Annotated in this window: 15 protein-coding genes; 9 read left to right on the top strand and 6 right to left on the bottom strand. The window is 65.5% G+C overall.

Going from position 1 to position 17,544, the window contains the following annotated elements; translation table 11 throughout:
* Positions 1-34 precede the first annotated feature (34 nt).
* Complete coding sequence (locus ASE69_RS20630) at positions 35-571, top strand: superoxide dismutase family protein (RefSeq protein ID WP_056491012.1); 537 nt, start codon at positions 35-37, stop codon at positions 569-571.
* 240 nt (positions 572-811) lie between these two features.
* On the opposite strand, the gene ASE69_RS20625 is transcribed toward ASE69_RS20630, so the two are convergent.
* The 3 genes from ASE69_RS20625 to ASE69_RS20615 all read right to left on the bottom strand — a co-directional run bounded on the left by ASE69_RS20625 (position 812) and on the right by ASE69_RS20615 (position 4,500).
* Positions 812-2,380, bottom strand: coding sequence for a spinster family MFS transporter (locus ASE69_RS20625; RefSeq protein WP_056491010.1), 1,569 nt, complete (start codon positions 2,378-2,380; stop codon positions 812-814).
* Positions 2,381-2,485: 105 nt separating this feature from the next.
* A complete protein-coding gene (locus ASE69_RS20620; RefSeq protein ID WP_156362456.1) occupies positions 2,486-3,292 on the bottom strand; it encodes a hypothetical protein in 807 nt (268 codons plus the stop codon).
* A complete protein-coding gene (locus ASE69_RS20615) occupies positions 3,292-4,500 on the bottom strand; it encodes a TIGR04063 family PEP-CTERM/XrtA system glycosyltransferase (RefSeq protein WP_056491005.1) in 1,209 nt (402 codons plus the stop codon). Before ASE69_RS20615 ends, ASE69_RS20620 begins: the two co-directional genes overlap by 1 nt.
* 100 nt (positions 4,501-4,600) lie before the next feature.
* Between ASE69_RS20615 and ASE69_RS22695 the strand changes: the two genes are divergently transcribed.
* From ASE69_RS22695 to ASE69_RS20605, 3 genes are read left to right on the top strand one after another with little or no spacing between them, the layout of a single operon-like run.
* Entirely contained in the window at positions 4,601-4,756 is a 156-nt protein-coding gene (locus ASE69_RS22695) for a hypothetical protein (RefSeq protein ID WP_168711666.1), read from the top strand.
* A complete protein-coding gene (locus tag ASE69_RS20610) occupies positions 4,749-6,092 on the top strand; it encodes a putative O-glycosylation ligase, exosortase A system-associated (protein WP_056491002.1) in 1,344 nt (447 codons plus the stop codon). Before ASE69_RS22695 ends, ASE69_RS20610 begins: the two co-directional genes overlap by 8 nt.
* Positions 6,089-7,171 (top strand): acyltransferase family protein, encoded by a 1,083-nt coding sequence (locus ASE69_RS20605; RefSeq protein WP_056490998.1) that lies wholly within the window; start codon positions 6,089-6,091, stop codon positions 7,169-7,171. The genes ASE69_RS20610 and ASE69_RS20605 overlap by 4 nt, the downstream gene beginning before the upstream one ends.
* A 56-nt stretch (positions 7,172-7,227) precedes the next feature.
* Here the strand turns inward: ASE69_RS20605 and ASE69_RS20600 are convergent, their stop codons facing one another.
* The gene (locus tag ASE69_RS20600; RefSeq protein ID WP_056490996.1) at positions 7,228-7,791 is read right to left on the bottom strand and encodes a type 1 glutamine amidotransferase domain-containing protein; all 564 of its coding nucleotides are present in this window, start codon (positions 7,789-7,791) and stop codon (positions 7,228-7,230) included.
* A gap of 182 nt (positions 7,792-7,973) precedes the next feature.
* Here ASE69_RS20600 and ASE69_RS20595 point away from each other — a divergent pair, with 182 nt between their 5' ends.
* Positions 7,974-8,930: a DNA topoisomerase IB gene (locus ASE69_RS20595; RefSeq protein ID WP_056491158.1), complete on the top strand. Its 957-nt coding sequence runs from the start codon at positions 7,974-7,976 to the stop codon at positions 8,928-8,930.
* Positions 8,931-8,941: 11 nt separating this feature from the next.
* Complete coding sequence (locus ASE69_RS20590; RefSeq protein WP_056490993.1) at positions 8,942-10,114, top strand: mechanosensitive ion channel family protein; 1,173 nt, start codon at positions 8,942-8,944, stop codon at positions 10,112-10,114.
* Between the two features lie 319 nt (positions 10,115-10,433).
* On the opposite strand, the gene putA is transcribed toward ASE69_RS20590, so the two are convergent.
* The gene (gene putA, locus ASE69_RS20585) at positions 10,434-13,487 is read right to left on the bottom strand and encodes a bifunctional proline dehydrogenase/L-glutamate gamma-semialdehyde dehydrogenase PutA (protein WP_235519033.1); all 3,054 of its coding nucleotides are present in this window, start codon (positions 13,485-13,487) and stop codon (positions 10,434-10,436) included.
* A 157-nt stretch (positions 13,488-13,644) separates the two neighbouring features.
* Between putA and ASE69_RS20580 the strand changes: the two genes are divergently transcribed.
* Both ASE69_RS20580 and ASE69_RS20575 read left to right on the top strand, forming a co-directional pair.
* Positions 13,645-14,079: a MaoC family dehydratase gene (locus ASE69_RS20580; protein ID WP_192974619.1), complete on the top strand. Its 435-nt coding sequence runs from the start codon at positions 13,645-13,647 to the stop codon at positions 14,077-14,079.
* A 131-nt stretch (positions 14,080-14,210) separates the two neighbouring features.
* Positions 14,211-15,389: an acetyl-CoA C-acyltransferase gene (locus ASE69_RS20575; protein ID WP_056490984.1), complete on the top strand. Its 1,179-nt coding sequence runs from the start codon at positions 14,211-14,213 to the stop codon at positions 15,387-15,389.
* A 768-nt stretch (positions 15,390-16,157) separates the two neighbouring features.
* Here ASE69_RS20575 and ASE69_RS20565 read toward each other — a convergent pair.
* A complete protein-coding gene (locus ASE69_RS20565) occupies positions 16,158-16,469 on the bottom strand; it encodes an ArsR/SmtB family transcription factor (RefSeq protein ID WP_056491156.1) in 312 nt (103 codons plus the stop codon).
* A 130-nt stretch (positions 16,470-16,599) separates the two neighbouring features.
* On the opposite strand from ASE69_RS20565, the gene ASE69_RS20560 reads away from it, so the two are divergent.
* Entirely contained in the window at positions 16,600-17,334 is a 735-nt protein-coding gene (locus ASE69_RS20560; protein ID WP_056490979.1) for an SDR family oxidoreductase, read from the top strand.
* Positions 17,335-17,544 lie beyond the last annotated feature (210 nt).

Genomic DNA, 17,544 nt, shown 5'->3' with positions numbered 1-17,544 from the left:
AAGACCAAGTCACAGATCAACAGGGAGAGACACTATGCGGATTGCGACACTGGCACTGCTCGGCGCGGCGACGATCGGGCTGACCGCCTGCGAGAAGACTGGAATGGAGACCGGTGCCCCCGTATCCGGCGGCCAGCGTGCCACCGCTACGCTCCAGACCGCGACCGGCACCGACGTCGGCCGCGCCACCGCCACCGAAGTCGCGGGCGGCCTCCGCTTCACGCTCGACGCCAAGGCGATGCCCCCTGGCACGCACGGCGCGCACATCCACATGGTCGGCCGCTGCGACGCCCCCGACTTCACGACCGCGGGCGGCCACTGGAACCCGACCAGCATGAAGCACGGCAGCATGAACCCGCAGGGCCCGCATGAAGGCGACCTGCCCAACCTGATCATCGGCACCGATGGCCGCGGCACGATCGGCATCACGATCCCCGGCGCGACGATGGCGGGCCTGATGGACACGGACGGCTCGGCCTTCGTGGTGCACGCGGGTCCGGACGACTTGATGACCGACCCGGCCGGTAATAGCGGTGGGCGGATCGCCTGCGGGGTGTTCCAGGCGGGGTAACACCAGCCGACGGAGTGATCCCCGACCTGCGTTGGGGTGATCTCAACCTCCGTAGGGATGAACCCGAATTCCGTTCGTGCTGAGTAGAGACCGAGTAGCTTCGGAGAAGCGTATCGAGGGATCGTATCGAAGCACAGGTTCCGCGCGCCAACCTGTCCTTCGATACGCCGTCTCGATACGCTGCTGAAGCAGCTACTCGACGGCTACTCGGGACGAACGGAGTGGGGCGCGCGTCAAACCTTAAACCACTTCCCCCGCCGCCCGAGCCCTAGCCTCCCGCGTAGCCTCGGCCCCAGGCGCAAGTCTGTACGCGGCAACCGCACAAACCAGCGTAATCGGCGTCACCACCAGCAACGACAGCATGCCGATCGACAAGCTCCCGGTCAGCGTCGACACCCGCCCCGCCATGTACGGCCCGAGCGCCAGCCCGATCAGCGTCGTCCCAATGAAGAACGTCGCCGTCGCCGTGCCCCGCATCCGCGGCAACACCATGTCCTGCGTAGTCGCCGCCGCGGCGCCCAGCGCACACGACGCCGTCAACTGCGCCAGGAAAATTCCGGTATAGAACGCGGTCGGCGACGACGCGGTGAAGGCAAGTATCAGGAACGGCACCGGCACCACCGCGCCGAAGATCACCACCCACAACCGCCCCGCCGGATTACCCTGCCGCAACCGATCCGACACCACGCCGCCGATCGTCAGCCCCAGGAACCCCGCGGTCGCGCCGAGGCTGCCGATCATGAACCCCGCCGACGCCGGCGTCGCACCAAGCTCGCGCAACGCATAGGGCGCCGCCCAGAAACTCGCCGCATAGCTCAGGAACGCGTTCAGCCCATAGGCCACCACCGTGCACAGGAACGCCGGCGTCCCGACGATCAGCGCAAAGGTCGGCGGATCGCGCCGCTTCAGCGCCGACGCCCATGAGAACACCGCATACACGCCGATCCCGATCGCCACCCATTGCGGCCAAGGCTCGCCCGCCGCGACCAGCCCCGACACAGCCGCGACCACCAGCGCTAGCGCAGCAAGGTTGTACCCAAGCGCCCGCGCCCCACCCATCGCCGCACCGATCAACGTCAGCGGTGGCACGATCGTCACCAGTTCGGCCCCGAACGCGCGGAAAGGCGCCGGATGCTTCTCCGGCTCGGGCAGCCCCTCGACGAGCCCGCGGATCGGCTCCTTCAGGGTCGCGATCCAGACCGCGAGCAACAGCCCCGGCACGCCGACCGCCATGAACGCCGCCTGCCAGCCGACCAGCCCGAGCGGTCCGCCGCCCGGATAGGCCTTGTTCCAGCCCTGCACGATCAGCCCGCCGATGAACAACGAACAGCCGCCGCCCACGTACAACCCGGCCGAGTAGATCGACAAAGCTGTCGCCCGCAGCCGCTTCGGGAAATAATCGGAAATGATCGAGTATGCCGAAGGACTAGCAGTTGCCTCGCCGATCCCCACCCCGATCCGCGCGGCGGCAAGATGCCCGCCGGTCTTCGAAAAGCCCGACAACGCAGTCATCACCGACCACAGCGACAGTCCGATCGTCATCAGCCTGACGCGGTGCCAATTGTCAGCCAGCCGCCCTAGCGGAATACCGAACAGCGAATAGAACACGCCGAACGCGGTGCCGTACAGGAACCCGAGATCCTGATCCTTCAGCCCCAGGTCGCGCTTGATGTCCTCCGCCAGGATCGAAATGATCTGCCGGTCGACGAAGTTCAGGACATAGACGAGGAACAGGATCGACAGCACGTACCACGCATAGCGCGACGCGCCTTTTTCCGGCTCGCCCGTAACGGTTTCGGCGTTCGCCATTGACCCCTCCTCGCTGTTTTCGAGCTATGGGTATCAGAGGGTGGGAGAGAGAAACAGCGCTTTCGGAATAGTCGGGTACGTCGGAGCGCGCGGTGCGCGTCTACCTCAGTGCGACCCGATCCGACCCCGACGCAGCGCCCCCTGCTCCAGCCGCTGCAAGAGCGTCTCGATCGTCGGCGGCGTAGTCGGCTCGGCCTGCGCACGCAAAGGCCGAGCGATCGGCGTCGGCGCGCTGACCTCCTCCACCGGTTGCGACGTTTCGACGAGCGGTGGCCCGACCGGCTTCGGCACAGGCGCGGTCACGAACGTGTCCGGCTCGGCGGTCGGCGACATTTCGATCACCGGCGCGACCATCGTTGGCTGCGCCAGCGGCGCGACCGGCCGGGCAGGCTCCATCGGCACGGGCCGCATCGCCTTCGGATCATAGGCGGCCAGCGGCAGGTCGAGGTCGGCGGGAATAGCCCGCTCATCGCGCGCGGCCCCATCGGCCGCCCCCGCAACGCCCACCTCCATCAAGGGCGTACCGAGATCAGCCGCCGACATCGGCTTGCGCGGCGGCGCGTCGGGATGCGCGTCGGCGCGGCGGATCACCGGCACGCCGTCTTCCCGCGGCCGCGCACCGGCAAACACCCCACCCGGCCCGAACAATAGGTACAGCGACGACCATAGGATCGCCGCCACCAACGCCCCCGCCCCCAGCGCGAGTATCGCGCGCGCCGTCGCCCCGAGCGGCGGTGCCGCCATCGGGATCAGCGCCGCGATCCCCGTTTCCGACACGAGCGCCTCCAGCGCTTCGCCCGACGACAGCATCACGCCCGCCGCCGCGATCACCCCCCCGGCGATCGCACCGACGATCGGCATCAGACGATTTAGATTGCCACGCTGCAAAGTCCGAAGAGCAAACTCTGCCATTAATTTTCCCGCACCGCGGCCGCGATCAGCCGCTCATAGACTGGAGCATAACGGCGAATGTTTGACGACCAGTTACGCTCTTCCTGGACGAAAGCACGCCCCCGCGCACGCCGTTCGTCCCACCCCGAGCGATCCGCGAACATCCCCGCCAGCGCCTCCGCGATCGCCTGCGGATCGTCGGGCGGAAACAGCGTGCCGGTATCGCCATCGCGGATCAGCTCACGGTGCCCGCCTACATCCGAGGCCGCGACCAGCCGCCCCTGCGCCATCGCCTCCAGCGGCTTCAGCGGCGTGACCAGATCGGTCAGCCGCATCCGTTTGCGGGGGTACGCTAGGATGTCGACCAACCCGTAATAGCGTTCGACCTCCTGATGCGACACGCGCCCGACGAAGGCGATCGCGTCCGCCACTGGCGACGCCTCCGCCTGCGCGCGCAACGCCGCCTCCATCGGCCCGCCGCCGACCATCAATAGCCGCGCCTTGGGCCGCAACGCCACCAGGGCAGGCATCGCCGCGATCAGGTCGTCGAGCCCTTCGTAATCGTAGAAGCTGCCAATGAACCCAACGACATCCGCGCCGTCGAGCCCCAGCTTAGCCCCCAGCGCATCGTCACGCGGCGGCGCGTTGCCGAACAGGTCGAGATCGACGCCGTTGGGCGAGACCATGATCTTGCCGCCGGAGATTCCCCGTGCGATCAGGTCGCCGCGCAGGCCTTCGCAGATCACCGCGACCGCATCCGCCCGCCGCACCGCCCACGTCTCCAGCGCCCGCGTCGCACGATAGCGCATCGACGTCGCCGTCCCCGTCCCGTTGCCGACCGCCGCATCTTCCCAGAACGCGCGGATCTCGTACACCAGAGGCAGCTTGCGTTTCCGCGCGACAATGAGGGCGGCGAGCGCGTCGATCACCGGCGAATGGGCATGGAGAATGTCGGGCTTGAAGGCATCGACCGCCGTTTCGATCCGCTTGGCGAACGCCGCGATCCCGACGACTTCGCCGACCGGTCCCGGCTTCACACCCGCATCCGTACGATGGAAGGTCAGCCCGTCGACCGACTCAACCGATGCGGGTGCAACGCCGTGCCGCGGGCCGGTCACCGCCGCGACGGTCCACCCAAGCGCCTCCTGCGCCTTGAGGATCGCCCGCGTGCGGAACGTGTAGCCACTTTGCAGCGGCAGGCCGTGATCGAGGATATGAAGGATACGCATCGTGCTATCCCCCTGCCACAGATCGCTTAACGGCGCGTCAACCGACTAGACGTACAGACGATTCCGAGAAGCCCGCATTTCCGAAAAGGAGGCCGTACCCATGATCGACAATCTCGCGCTCGGCCTCAGCCACGGATTGATGATGCTCGCCGCGTTCCTGCTGCTCAAGCGGCCCGACCTCGATCGCGAGCCGAGCCCGCACGACGCGCCTGAAAAGAAGCCCGCGCCGATAGAGAAACCCCGCCGCGATGCGTGATCTCGCGTTCATCGCCTTCCTGCTCGCGTTTTTCGGAATGGGGTTCAAGCGGCCGTTCCTGCTCGTGCTCGTCTATGTCTATATCGACATCGTATCGCCGCAGCGGCTGACCTACCTGCTACTGAACAGCGTGCCGATCTCGCTGATCGCGGTCGCGCTGGCGGTCGGCGGGTGGATCCTCGCCGACGACAAGCGGGACACGCGCGTCGGCGGACGCCAGGTGCTGATCGTGCTGCTGCTGCTCTATTGCTGGGGCACGACGATCGCCGCGGATTTCCCGGTCGAGGCCAAGGAGAAATGGGACTGGGTGTGGAAGGCGCTCGCCTTCGCCGCGTTCCTCCCCCTGACACTGCGCACGCGCGTCCGGATCGAGGCGCTGCTGCTGTTCATGATCCTCGCCGCATCGTCGATCATCGTCGTCGGCGGGATCAAGACGATCGCCAGCGGCGGCGGCGGCTACGGTCAGTTGAATCTGATGGTCGACAATAACTCAGGCCTGTATGAGGGCAGCACGATCAGCGCGGTGGCGATCGCGATCGTCCCGATCATCGTCTGGTTCATGCATCACGGGACGATCTTCAGGCCGGACTGGCGGGTAAAGGCCTATTGCGTGGCGCTCGTCTTCGCGTGCCTGCTGATCCCGGTCGGCACGTCGACGCGCACCGGGCTGCTCTGCATCGGCCTGCTAGCATTGCTGTCGATCCGCAACGTGAAACGCAAGGTCGCGTATCTGGCGATGCTGGGCGTGCTGGGGCTGGCGGCGATCCCGTTCCTGCCCTCGACCTTCACCAATCGCATGCACACCATCAAGACCTACGACGCCGACGAATCCGCGTCGACGCGGCTCGCGGTCTGGAAATGGACGATCGAATACGCAAAGGCGAACCCGTTCGGCGGCGGCTTTAACGCGTATCTGGGCAACCGCATCCGCTATGACCTGAAGACCACACCCGGCGCTGCCGAGGCACCCAAGGTCGAGGTCGACAAGGCCCGCGCCTATCACAGCGCCTATTTCGAGATGCTCGGCGAGCAGGGCTATCCCGGCCTTGCAATATGGCTCGCGATCAACCTGATCGGCATCGCCCGCATGGAATTCATACGCCGCCGCTACCGCGATCCGGACGGGGAGTATGCCTGGGCCGGACCGCTCGCAGCCGCGCTCCAAAGCGGACACATCGTCTACCTGCTCGGCGCAGGGTTCATCGCGATCGCGTTTCAGCCGTTTATCTACATGCTGATCGGCGCGCAGATCGGCCTGGACACGTATCTGGCGCGCAAGCGGAGCGAGCAATCGTTCCGGCCGATGCGCCGCAGTGCCGTGCCATCTCCGGCGTGACGGATCGCACACCTGTTCACGAACTGCGCGCGCTGACCGGCGTGCGCGGGATCGCCGCGTGGTTCGTCGTGTTCTACCACATCCGCCTGTCGATCGCGGGGCTGCCCAGCGGCGTGCGCGACGTCTTTGCCAAAGGGTATCTGGCGGTCGACTTCTTCTTCCTGCTGTCCGGCTTCGTGATCTGGCTGACCTGGTCCGAGCGCATTCGTACCGGCGGCGCGGCAAGCATTCCGCGCTTCCTGCAAAAACGCATCGCCCGCATCTGGCCTCTGCATCTGGTCACGTTAGGCGGCGCCGTCGCACTGGCCCTGCTGCTCCGCGCAACCGGCCGCAGCGATCCGCAGTTCGTCTTCCCGGAATTGCCGCTCCACATCATGCTGCTCCAGAACTGGGGCTTCACGCATCACCTCGCCTGGAACGACCCGGCTTGGTCGATCAGCGCCGAACTGGGTGCGTACCTGCTGTTTCCGCTGCTGGTTATGGCGGTGGACTGGCGGCGTTTGCCGAGCTCGGCGTTGCTGGCGATCATCGCCGGCTTGCTGGTCGGCCTGCACCTTGCGATGGACGCGCCGACGCTCGGCACCGACATCCCGCGCTACGGCCTGCTTCGCTGCCTGGTAGAGTTTACGACCGGCAGCATCGTCTGCGCGTTATGGTTGCGCTGGCGTGGCGTCTTGCGCGCCCCGGTATGGGCGACACTGGTGGCTGTGCTTTTCGCAGGAGGCTGGATCGCCGGCGCGCCAGAAACTCTGGTCGTTCCGGCACTGTTCGCAGCGGTCCTGCTCTTGCTGGCACTGACCGCTGGCAGGCCTGGAAATCCGTTCGAACTGAGATGGACCCATTATCTCGGCGAGACCAGCTACGCGACCTATCTCAGTCACTTCATTCTCTGGAAAGCGTTCAAACTCGTCTTCGTCAGCGACGCGGCGGCCGTTCCGCTAACGAAAGTCGCGCTGTATCTCGGCCTGGTTCTGCTGACTTCGATCGCCCTCTACCACCTAATAGAACGCCCGGCTCAACGCTGGCTAAACAGGCTCCCCTCCCGCCTGCGGGAGGGGTCGGGGGAGGGGCGTCCGTAACAGGTCGGTGCCCGCTCCCCTCCCCTAACCCCTCCCGCAAGCGGGAGGGGGACAGGTCAATCGACCGACTCGTCGGCCAGCTCTTCCTCGAGCGCGTCGATGATAGCCTTGTTGAACGCGGGGATATCGTCCGGCTTGCGGCTCGTGATAAGGTTGCCGTCGACGACGACCTCCTCGTCCACCACGTCCGCCCCCGCATTCTCCAGGTCCGTGCGGATCGACGGGAAGCTCGTCACGCGGCGTCCATCGATCACGTCGGCCTCGGCCAGCAGCCACGGCGCATGGCAGATCGCGGCGATGATCTTGCCGTCTTCCATGAACTCGGTGATGATCTCGATCGCGCGCTCTTCCTGGCGCATCGTGTCCGGGTTGGCGACGCCGCCCGGCAGCACCAGCGCGTCGTAATCGTCGGTATCGACCTCGTCGAGCGTCAGGTCGGGCGTTGCCGTCTCGGCCTTGTTGATGTCGCCCTTCATGCCCTGGATCGGGTCGGTCTTGATCGACGCGAGCGTGACCTTCGCGCCCGCCGCCTCCAGCGCTTTGCGCGGTTCGAACAGTTCGACGGTCTCGAAACCATCGGCAGCGAGCATCAATACGCGAGCTTGGGAAAGATCGGCCATGTCATGTCTCCAGTGAAATCCCGTGCCCCCTCAACCAAGCGCAGCCCGCCTCGTTCCGGAACGATGCGCCTTCCCGAACATTTGCAGAGATAGTCAGAATCAGACGCCCCCAAGGGACCACCGCATTGCCCACCAAGATCGTGTATTCCGATGACTCCAAGCCCGGCATCACCCGCAAGAAGATGCGGAACGGCTGGGGCTATTGGGATGCCAGGGGCCAACGCATCACCGACCGCGACGAGATCGACCGGCTGAACGCGGTCGGCCTGCCCCCCGCCTACCGCGACGCGTGGTTCTGCCCCAAGCCCAACGGCCATATCCAGGCGGTCGGCTGGGACGAGAAGGGCCGGAAACAATATCGCTATCACCTCGGTTTCCGCGAAGCACAGGAAGCCGCCAAGTACGAGCGTTGCGCGGACTTCGGCCATGCGCTCCCCAAGATCCGCAAGGCGGTTGAGGCCGACCTCCGCAAACGCTCGCTGACCCGCGAACGCGCGGTCGCCGCGGTCATCCGCCTGCTCGACGGCGGCCACATCCGCATCGGCAACGAAGCCTATGCCGAAGCGAACGAGAGCTTCGGCGCCACCACGCTGCGCAAGCGCCACGGCGAGGTGAAGGGCGCGACGCTGAAGCTCCAGTACAAGGGCAAGTCCGGCAAGATGCGGACGCTCAGGATCACCGATCGCTCGCTCAGCAGCTTCGTCAAGAAATGCCAGGACCTCGACGAACAGCATCTGTTCGCGTGGCTCGACGATGCCGGCGTTGCGCACCCCGTCACCTCAACCGACGTCAACTGCTACATCCGCGACGTCACCGGCACCGATTTCACCGCCAAGAACTTCCGCACCTGGGCCGCCAGCGTCGCCGCGTTCGAGGCGCTTGCGTCGGCCGAGCGCGACCTCAGCCTCAAGTCGATGCTCGAACCCGTCGTCGCGCGGCTTGGCAACACGCACGCGATCGCGCGCAAAAGCTATGTCCACCCCTCGCTGATCGCACTCGTAAAGACCGGTCAAAGTACGTTCCGCAAGGCGCTCCGCCTCCCCCGCGCCAAGCGCTACATGAGCCGCGAGGAATGTGGCCTGATCACCTTCCTCGAAGCCGGCACGCCCGCCGTCGCAACCATCGCAAAAGCGGCCTGACGAGTATCCCCATGTCCAACACTACCGCCCCCAAGCAGCCGATCTTCGACGCAGGCGACGTCGGCAACCAAGCCCAGGGCTTCGTCACCGCCAGCGTCGCCTGGATCCAGGCCTATTGGCTCCAGATCCTGATCGCGTTCGGGATCGGCGCGGTTATCGTGATCGTGCTCCACACCGCACGCCGCTTCGGCAGCAAGCTCTGCGAACGCCCGCGCGCACTCAACGGCTGGGGCATCGTCGTCGGCAAGGCGATCGCGCGGACCGGCAATTTCTTCATCGTCATGCTCGCCGCAAAGCTGGTCGCCGGGTACTCCGCCGCCCCCGGCGAAGTCGCGACGACGATCAACTTCCTCTTCACCGTCGCCGCAGTGTTCCAGGCCGCCGTCTGGGTCCGCGAGATCATCCTCGGTGCGATTGAGCACCGCACGCAGTCCGAACATTATTCGGGTGAAGCCCTGCTCTCGGCGATGGGCCTGATCCGCCTGCTCGTCACGTTCGTGGTGTTCGCGGTCGCGCTGGTCGTCGTACTCGACAATCTCGGCGTCAACGTCACCGGCCTCGTCGCCGGTCTAGGCGTCGGCGGCATCGCGATCGGTCTGGCGGCACAGGGCATCTTCGCGGACCTGTTCGCCGCGCTCGCGATCATCTTCGACCGCCCGTTCCGCCGCGGCGACTCGATCAGCTACGACACCGCCTCGGGCAGCGTCGAGGCGATCGGCCTCAAATCGACCCGCATCCGCGGCATCGACGGCGAGGAGCGCGTGATCTCGAACAAGAACCTCCTCAACAAGGAAATCCTCAACAACACGCAACGCAACCATCGCCGCGCGAAGTTCGTCATCGGCGTCACCTACTCCACGCCCCCCGAAGTCTGCTCGCTCATCCCTGCGATGCTGAAGGAGATCGTCGAAGCCAACGACAAGATCTTCACCCGCGCCGGCTTCACCGGCTTCGGCGCGTCGAGCCTGGATTTCGAGGTTCAGTTCGACAGCAAGGGGCCGGATTATGCGAGCTTCTACGATGGCCGCACCGCGGTGGGGATCGCGATCCTTAAGCGGTTCAACGACGAGAAGATCGAGATCGCGTTCCCGACGCAGGTGAACATGATGGCGGCGCCGGATGGCTCGGTGGTGATGCCGTATCCGGAGGGGCGACGGTCGGATACTGAGGCAACGCCCGCCTAAGCCGCGTTATCTCTGCTAATTTGTTCTCCCGCGAAGGCGGGAGCCCAGTCTGGGTCCCCGCCTTCGCGGGGAAACAATGCTTGCTAGAGTACCGCGAAACCACCGCTGCTGAGACAAGCTGGACGTGAAGAATTCGCCGCCACGCCCCAACACCACCCCGGCGAAGGCCGGGGCCCAATTGGCAAGGTCGCAGTAACGAAGCGCGACGGTCGTCAGCACCGTTCCCCAATTGGACCCCGGCCTCCGCCGGGGTGGTGCTTTATGATGCCGGGGACGTGCATCATGAAACGAACGGAGGCCGAGTTCAGTTGAGCAGGAACTAAATCCCACCCTCATCCAAAGACAGCAACGTCGCATTCCCCCCAGCGCTCGTCGTATCCACCGAAACCGCCCGCTCCGCACAGAACCGATAAAGATACCGCGGCCCACCAGCCTTCGGCCCAGTCCCCGAAAGCCCCTCACCCCCAAAAGGCTGAGACCCCACGACCGCCCCGATCATCGACCGGTTGATATACAGATTCCCCACCGCAGCCTCGGCCTCGATCACCTCGGCCGCCCGCGCGATACGGCTGTGCAGGCCCATCGTCAGGCCGTAACCCTTGGCATTGACCCGAGCGATCGTCTCGCTGAGCTTCCCCGCCTCCCACGTCGCGACATGCAGGATCGGCCCGAACCACTCCTGGTTGAGGTCCTCGATCGCCCCGATTCGCACCAGAGTCGGCGGCACGAACAGCCCGTCCGCCGGCGCATCGAGCGTCTTGACGATCTTCGCCTTCACGCTCTCGCGATACGCCATCAGCCGGTCATACGCGGCCTGGTCGATCACCGGCCCAACATCGGTCGCGGGATCGCCCGACCGCCCGATCCGCAGCGTCTCCATCGCCCCCGACAGCATCTCGATCACGCCGTCCGCGATATCCTCTTGCACCAGCAGCAAGCGCAACGCCGAGCAACGCTGCCCCGCCGACCGGAACGACGACGCGATCACGTCCGCCACCACCTGCTCGGGCAGCGCGGTGGAATCGACGATCATCGCGTTGATCCCGCCGGTCTCCGCGATCAGCGGCACGATCGGCCGCGTCTCGTCGTCGAGCAACGACCGCGCGATCTTCCGCGACGTCGCGGTCGATCCGGTGAACGCGACACCCTGGATCCGCACATCCGCGGTCAGCGCCGCGCCGACCTCCGGCCCGCCGGTCACGAGCACCAGCGCATCGACCGGCACGCCAGCCTCATGCGCAAGCTCAACCGCACGCGCCGCGATCCGCGGGGTCTGCGGTGCAGGCTTGGCGACGACGGTATTGCCGGTGACGAGCGCCGCCACCGTCTGCCCGAGGAAGATCGCCAGCGGGAAGTTCCACGGCGCGATCGTCGCCCAGACTCCGCGTCCCTCGATATGCAGCGTGTTGCGCTCGCCCGTCGGTCCCGGCAGTTCGATCGGATGCAGGTTCAACCGCGCCTGCTGCGCGTAATACCGACAGAAATCGGCGGCTTCCCGCACCTCGCCGATCGCATCGCCAATCGTCTTGAACGCCTCCTGCACGCAGATCGCCATGAGTTCGTCGCGATGCTTCTCGAGCAGGTCGGCAAGGCGTTCGAGGCAAGCAGCGCGCTCGTCGACCGGCGTAGTCGACCAACCGGGGAACGCCGCATGCGCCCGCGTAATGGCAGCCACGACAGCATCCCCCTCCCGCAAGCGGGAGGGGCTAGGGGTGGGCACGCGCTCACCACTGGCCGCAACGCTTGCGGCTGCGGCTGCCCGCTCATCACCAGCCGTAGCCGACGACGATAGCGCGAGCCCACCCCCGGCCCCTCCCGCTTGCGGGAGGGGGGCATTAACCGCGGCAACCGTCGCCTCCAGCGTCCCCACATCACTCAAATCCAACCCGGCAGAATTCCGGTGCCCCCCAGCCCCGAACAAATCCACCGGCAACGGAATGCTGCGATGCCGCTTCCCCCCGACCGCAGCGATCTTCGCCACAGGATCCGCCAGAATCTCTGCCTCGGTCAGCCGCTCGTCCGCCAACTGGTGCACGAAACTGGAATTCGCCCCGTTCTCCAACAACCGTCGAACCAGATACGCCAGAAGATCGCGGTGCCCCCCGACCGGTGCATAAACCCGGCAATGATACCCATTCTCCTGCACCAGCCGTTCGTACAGGCCGTCGCCCATCCCGTGCAGCCGCTGGAACTCGAAGTCGCGCGAGTTGCCCGCCCATTCCATGATCGTCGCGACCGTCAGCGCATTGTGGCTCGCGAACGCCGGCCGGATATTCTCCGCCGCCAGCATGTCCTTCGCCACAGCCAAATACGACACGTCGGTCGCCGCCTTGCGCGTGAACAGCGGATAGTCCGCCAACCCCTCGACCTGCGTGCGCTTGATTTCGCTATCCCAATACGCGCCCTTCACCAGCCGCACGTTCATCACGCGGTCCAGCCCGTTCGCCCATTCGATCACCGGCCGCGCGCGCTTGCCATAGGCCTGCACAGCCATGCCGAACCCGTCCCAGCCCTTCAGCGACGGCAGCCCAGCGACCGTGCCGATGATGTCGAGGCTCATCTCCAGCCGTTCGGATTCCTCCGCATCGACGGTCAGCGCGATGCCCTTCGACGCCGCCTGGACCGCCAGCGCCTCCAGCATCTCGGTCAGCGCGGGCACGCACTCGCTCCACCGCGCCACCTCGTACCGCGGGTGCAGTGCCGACAGCTTGACCGAGATCGAATGCCCCGCCGCCGGATCGCGCCCGACCGCATCGACCGCACCGACATACGCCTGGAAGTATCGCTGCGCATCGGCATGCGTCCGCGCCGCCTCGCCGAGCATGTCGAAGCTCGCCGTGAAGCCCTTGTTCTCCGGACGGCGCATCCGCTTCATCGCCTCGTCGATGGTGCGACCCATCACGAAGATCTCGCCCATCATCTTCATCGCCGCGCCGACCGCCTGGCGCACGAACGGCTCGCCCGCGCGGCTGATCAGGCGCCGCAGCGGCCCGGTCGATCCCTCGCCGACCAGCACGCGGCCGACTACCAGCCCCCAGGTCGCCGAATTGACGAGCTTCGAATTCGACTTGCCCGCATGCGCACGCCAATCGGCATCGCCCAGCTTGTCCGCGATCAGCAGATCCGCGGTCTCGGGATCGGGCACGCGCAGGAACGCCTCGGCCAGCGACAGCAACGCGACGCCTTCCGACGAATTCAGTCGATATTCCTGGAGGAACTGGTTCACCCAGCCCTTGCTCTGCGCCGCCCGCAGGTCCGCGAGCAGGCCCAGCGCATGCCCCATCACCCGTTCGCGCGAATCCGAATCGAGCGCAGCGCGGTCGAGCAGCGGTTTTAGAACATCGGGTTCGCTCGCGCGGTACAGCTTTGCCATGATATCGCGGGCATTGGACGTTACGGCAGTCGACATTTTCCAGCTTCCGGTTGGGTGAGGCTTGCGATCCGCTCGCCTGTACGCCTAGAGACATTTCAGCGCTTAGCGCCAAATGAGCTTTGAGGGGAATGCCGTGGCGACGATCACCACCGCGCAGATGCAACAGCGCATCGGCACCGAGACGGTTTCCGACTGGGTCGAGGTGACACAAGCCATGATCGACAAGTTCGCCGATGCGACCGGCGACCACCAGTTCATCCACATCGATCCGGTCCGTGCGGCGCAGACCCCGTTCGGCGGGACGATCGCGCACGGCTTCCTGACCCTGTCGTTGATGCCCTTGCTGTCGTCGAAGGTCCCCGATGCGCCGACCATCGAGGGCGCGAAGATGGGCGTGAATTACGGCGGCAACTCGGTCCGCTTCCTGACGCCGGTCCGCTCCGGTTCGAAGGTGCGTGGTCGCTTCAAGCTGCTTTCCTTCGACGAGAAGCGTCCGGGGCAGTGGCAGCAGACCAACGCGTTTTCCGTCGAGATCGAAGGCCAGGAAAAGCCCGCCCTGATCGCCGAATGGATCAGCCAGGTCTTCGTTTGAAACTAATCCCCTCCCGCTTGCGGGAGGGGTCAGGGGAGGGTCCGAGATAGCCGCGATTGCGCCGGCTGCTCTGGCCACCCCCTCCCCCAACCCCTCCCGCAAGCGGGAAGGGAGCAGATAAGGATAAAATCATGCGTTCAGCCGTCATCGTCTCCACCGCCCGCACCCCCATCGGCCGCGCCTATCGCGGCGGCTTCAACAACACCCCCGCCCCCACCCTCGCCTCGCATTCGATCAAGGCCGCGGTCGAGCGTGCCGGCATCGACGGCGCCGAAGTTGACGATGTAGTGTTCGGCTGCGCCCTCCAGCAGGGTCATCAGGCCGGCAACATCGCCCGCACCTCGCTGCTGCGCGCCGGCCTCCCCGTCACCGTCTCGGGCATGTCGGTCGACCGCCAGTGCGCGTCCGGCCTCATGGCGATCGCCACCGCGGCCAAGCAGATCATCACCGACAACATGGACATCACGATCGGCGGCGGCGTCGAGAGCATCAGCCTCGTCCAGACCCCGCAGATGCGCGTCGCCCCCGATCCCCAGCTGATCGCGATGCACAAGGACGTCTACATGCCGATGCTGCAGACCGCCGAGGTCGTCGCCAAGCGCTACGGCATCAGCCGCGACGCGATGGACGCCTATGCGCTCCAGTCGCAGCAACGCACTGCCGCCGCGCAGGCCGCCGGCTATTTCGATGCCGAGATCATCCCCGTCGACGCCAACATGGCGATCGTCAACAAGGAGACGAAGGAAGTCACGTACAAGGACGTGACGATCACCAAGGACGAGGGCAACCGCGCCGACACCACGCTCGAAGGCCTCCAGTCGCTCAAGCCAGTAATGGGCCCCGACTTCACGATCACCGCTGGCAACGCGTCGCAGTTGTCGGACGGATCGTCGTCGTCGGTACTGATGGAAGAGAAGATCGCCTCGCAGCGCGGGCTCCAGCCGCTCGGTCGCTATGTCGGCATGGCAGTCGGCGGCACCGAGCCGGACGAGATGGGCATCGGTCCTGTGGTGGCGATCCCCAAGCTGCTCAAGCGCTTCGGCCTGAAGATGGACGATATCGGCCTGTGGGAACTGAACGAGGCGTTCGCGGTGCAGGTCCTGTACTGCCGCGACAACCTCGGCATCCCCGACGAGCTGCTCAACGTGAGTGGTGGCGCGATCTCGATCGGCCACCCCTACGGCATGACCGGCGCCCGCGCGACCGGTCACGCGCTGATCGAAGGCAAGCGTCGCGGTGCCAAGTATGTCGTGGTCACGATGTGCGTCGGCGGCGGCATGGGCGCAGCCGGGTTGTTCGAGGTGCTGTAAATTCGAAATGCAGCGTCGGTGTAGCCCACGTACTACACCGACGCTGTCCCCATCGTCTTGCCTATATGGTCCCCGGCCGTGTTAGTAGCTCCGTTCAATACTCTGGAACCGCACGCAGTCGGGTCCCTACAACGCATTACGAAACTAAAATGCCGCCCGGTTTTTCTATTACTGAACTGCTCGACGCCTAGCTCCGACTGGTGTGGCGACTCGATGCGCCGCAGGACATCACGGTATTGGCGCCGCTTTGCGAGCATGAAATCCTTTGCCTACTTCGGGGCCCGCAGGGAGCGATCGTCCGCCAAATCGTACGTGCGGATAGCCGCCTTTCGCAGGTGCACCGCGCGACTCCGCTAATCCACGAACAGTTCGACCAGCTTTTACGCGTCGAAGCGTTGACCGATGAGGCAGGCATGAGTTCGGCTTCGCTACATCGGCGTTTCCGAACGGCAACGGCGATGAGCGCGCTACAGTATCAGAAGAGCTAGCACTTGGAGGAGGCTCGTCGACTAATCGTCAGCGGCCGCGACGTTGCCGCGGCCGGCTATGCGTCGGGTACGAAAGCGTATCGCGATTCAGTCGCGAGTATGCCCGGCTCTTTGGCTCACCATCCTCTCGCGATACCAAGAGCGCAAAGGCGACAGACCAATCCAACTAGGTTCTCGCGGAATGAGGCAAGCCGGCCCATCCCGGACGCTCAGACTGCCTAGCGCCAGCGCCAGCTTCGGTCCCGATACGGCGCCTGATCTGTCGGCGTCGCGGTGTGCGTCAGGCAATGCTGTTGGCGAGCACCACGTCGAGCAGGCCCGGGAAACGCCGGTCGAAATCGGAGCGTCGCAGCGTGTTGATCATCTCGCGCCCAGCCTGCGTCGTCTCGATCAGCCCGGCGGCGCGAAGCAGCTTCAGGTGATTGGACAGCGTGCTCTTGGGGATCGACTCGCATGGTGCCGCGTCGGTGCAGCTCAGCCGCTCGGTCATGGCCAACCGTGCCACCATTGCCAGCCGATTGGGATCGGCCAGCGCGTGGAGAGCGAGATCGAGCGGAACGTCCTCAAGACGGGGATGCGTGAAACGGGGCATCGGGCTCATATAATGGAGCCGCCCCACTTTAATAGTTCGGATATATTGAACTGTGGAAGCGTCAGCTTATGTTCCGTCTTGCCGACAGCGCACGACGGCGTGATCGCGGGCCACATTTCGGAGAATTGACATGTCACTTCAGGGCAAAAAAGCGCTCGTCACCGGTGGATCACGCGGCATCGGCGCAGCAATCGCCAAGCGACTGGCTGCCGACGGTGCGGCCGTCGCGATCACCTACGCCGGCAACAAGGCTGCCGCCGACGCTACTGTGGCGGCAATCGAGAGTGCCGGCGGCACTGCCTTCGCATTCCAGGCAGACGCTGCCGACCCTGCATCACAGCGCGCGGGCGTCGAACAGGCGGCGGCCGCGCTCGGCGCGATCGACATCCTGGTCCACAATGCCGGCGTGGCGGAATTCTCTGCCGTCGCCGACGATACGGATGAGACCTTCGACCGCCAGTTCGGCGTCAACGTGAAGGGCCTCCACGTTGGCACGCGCGCGGCGCTGTCGCACCTGAACGACGGTGGGCGGATCATCCTGATAGGCAGCGTCTCGGGCGAGCTCGCCTTCCCGGCGACCGCCGTCTACAGCGCGACCAAGGCGGCCGTCGCGGCGTTGGCGCGAGGCTGGGCGAAAGATCTCGCATCGCGCAATATTCTCGTGAACACGGTGCAGCCCGGCCCGATCGACACGGATATGAACCCCGCCAACGGCGAGTTCGCGCAGCAGATGATCGGACTCATTCCGCTTGGCCGCTACGGCAAGGTCGAGGAAATCGCGGGTGCGGTCTCGTTCCTCGCCGGTCCCGATGCGAGCTATATCACGGGTACCACGCTCAACATCGACGGAGGCGCGGCTGCCTAACGCTACCGGTCAGCCCCTCCGATAAATTGGAGGGGCTGATCGCGCTTGGGCGAGGGTGCGATCGAGGGGAGCACGGCTGTCCTGGAGTATCTCAAGCTGATCGCATCACCCGGTGAGGTGGCCCCCTAAATGACCTGACAGGGCCCCGCTCTTAGATAAGAGTGAGGCATATGACTGACGGTACGACCAGGCGTTACAACGATGGCGAGG

Origin of the sequence: Sphingomonas sp. Leaf208, from assembly GCF_001421415.1 — a bacterium.
Lineage (GTDB): Bacteria > Pseudomonadota > Alphaproteobacteria > Sphingomonadales > Sphingomonadaceae > Sphingomonas.
The sequence above is the reverse complement of the archived record's forward strand: the minus strand, read 5'-3'. Positions and strand labels throughout refer to the sequence as shown.

What these genes read in the sequence shown, in the direction of transcription:
- ASE69_RS20615 (WP_056491005.1), bottom strand. Translation starts at nt 4,500, where the DNA reads ATGCGTATCCTTCATATCCTCGATCACGGCCTGCCGCTGCAAAGTGGC.
- ASE69_RS20575 (WP_056490984.1), top strand. Translation starts at nt 14,211, where the DNA reads ATGCGTTCAGCCGTCATCGTCTCCACCGCCCGCACCCCCATCGGCCGC.
- ASE69_RS20630 (WP_056491012.1), top strand. Translation starts at nt 35, where the DNA reads ATGCGGATTGCGACACTGGCACTGCTCGGCGCGGCGACGATCGGGCTG.
- ASE69_RS20580 (WP_192974619.1), top strand. Translation starts at nt 13,645, where the DNA reads ATGCAACAGCGCATCGGCACCGAGACGGTTTCCGACTGGGTCGAGGTG.
- ASE69_RS20610 (WP_056491002.1), top strand. Translation starts at nt 4,749, where the DNA reads ATGCGTGATCTCGCGTTCATCGCCTTCCTGCTCGCGTTTTTCGGAATG.
- ASE69_RS20600 (WP_056490996.1), bottom strand. Translation starts at nt 7,791, where the DNA reads ATGGCCGATCTTTCCCAAGCTCGCGTATTGATGCTCGCTGCCGATGGT.
- ASE69_RS20560 (WP_056490979.1), top strand. Translation starts at nt 16,600, where the DNA reads ATGTCACTTCAGGGCAAAAAAGCGCTCGTCACCGGTGGATCACGCGGC.
- putA (WP_235519033.1), bottom strand. Translation starts at nt 13,487, where the DNA reads ATGGCAAAGCTGTACCGCGCGAGCGAACCCGATGTTCTAAAACCGCTG.
- ASE69_RS22695 (WP_168711666.1), top strand. Translation starts at nt 4,601, where the DNA reads ATGATCGACAATCTCGCGCTCGGCCTCAGCCACGGATTGATGATGCTC.
- ASE69_RS20565 (WP_056491156.1), bottom strand. Translation starts at nt 16,469, where the DNA reads ATGCCCCGTTTCACGCATCCCCGTCTTGAGGACGTTCCGCTCGATCTC.
- ASE69_RS20590 (WP_056490993.1), top strand. Translation starts at nt 8,942, where the DNA reads ATGTCCAACACTACCGCCCCCAAGCAGCCGATCTTCGACGCAGGCGAC.
- ASE69_RS20620 (WP_156362456.1), bottom strand. Translation starts at nt 3,292, where the DNA reads ATGGCAGAGTTTGCTCTTCGGACTTTGCAGCGTGGCAATCTAAATCGT.
- ASE69_RS20595 (WP_056491158.1), top strand. Translation starts at nt 7,974, where the DNA reads ATGCGGAACGGCTGGGGCTATTGGGATGCCAGGGGCCAACGCATCACC.
- ASE69_RS20625 (WP_056491010.1), bottom strand. Translation starts at nt 2,380, where the DNA reads ATGGCGAACGCCGAAACCGTTACGGGCGAGCCGGAAAAAGGCGCGTCG.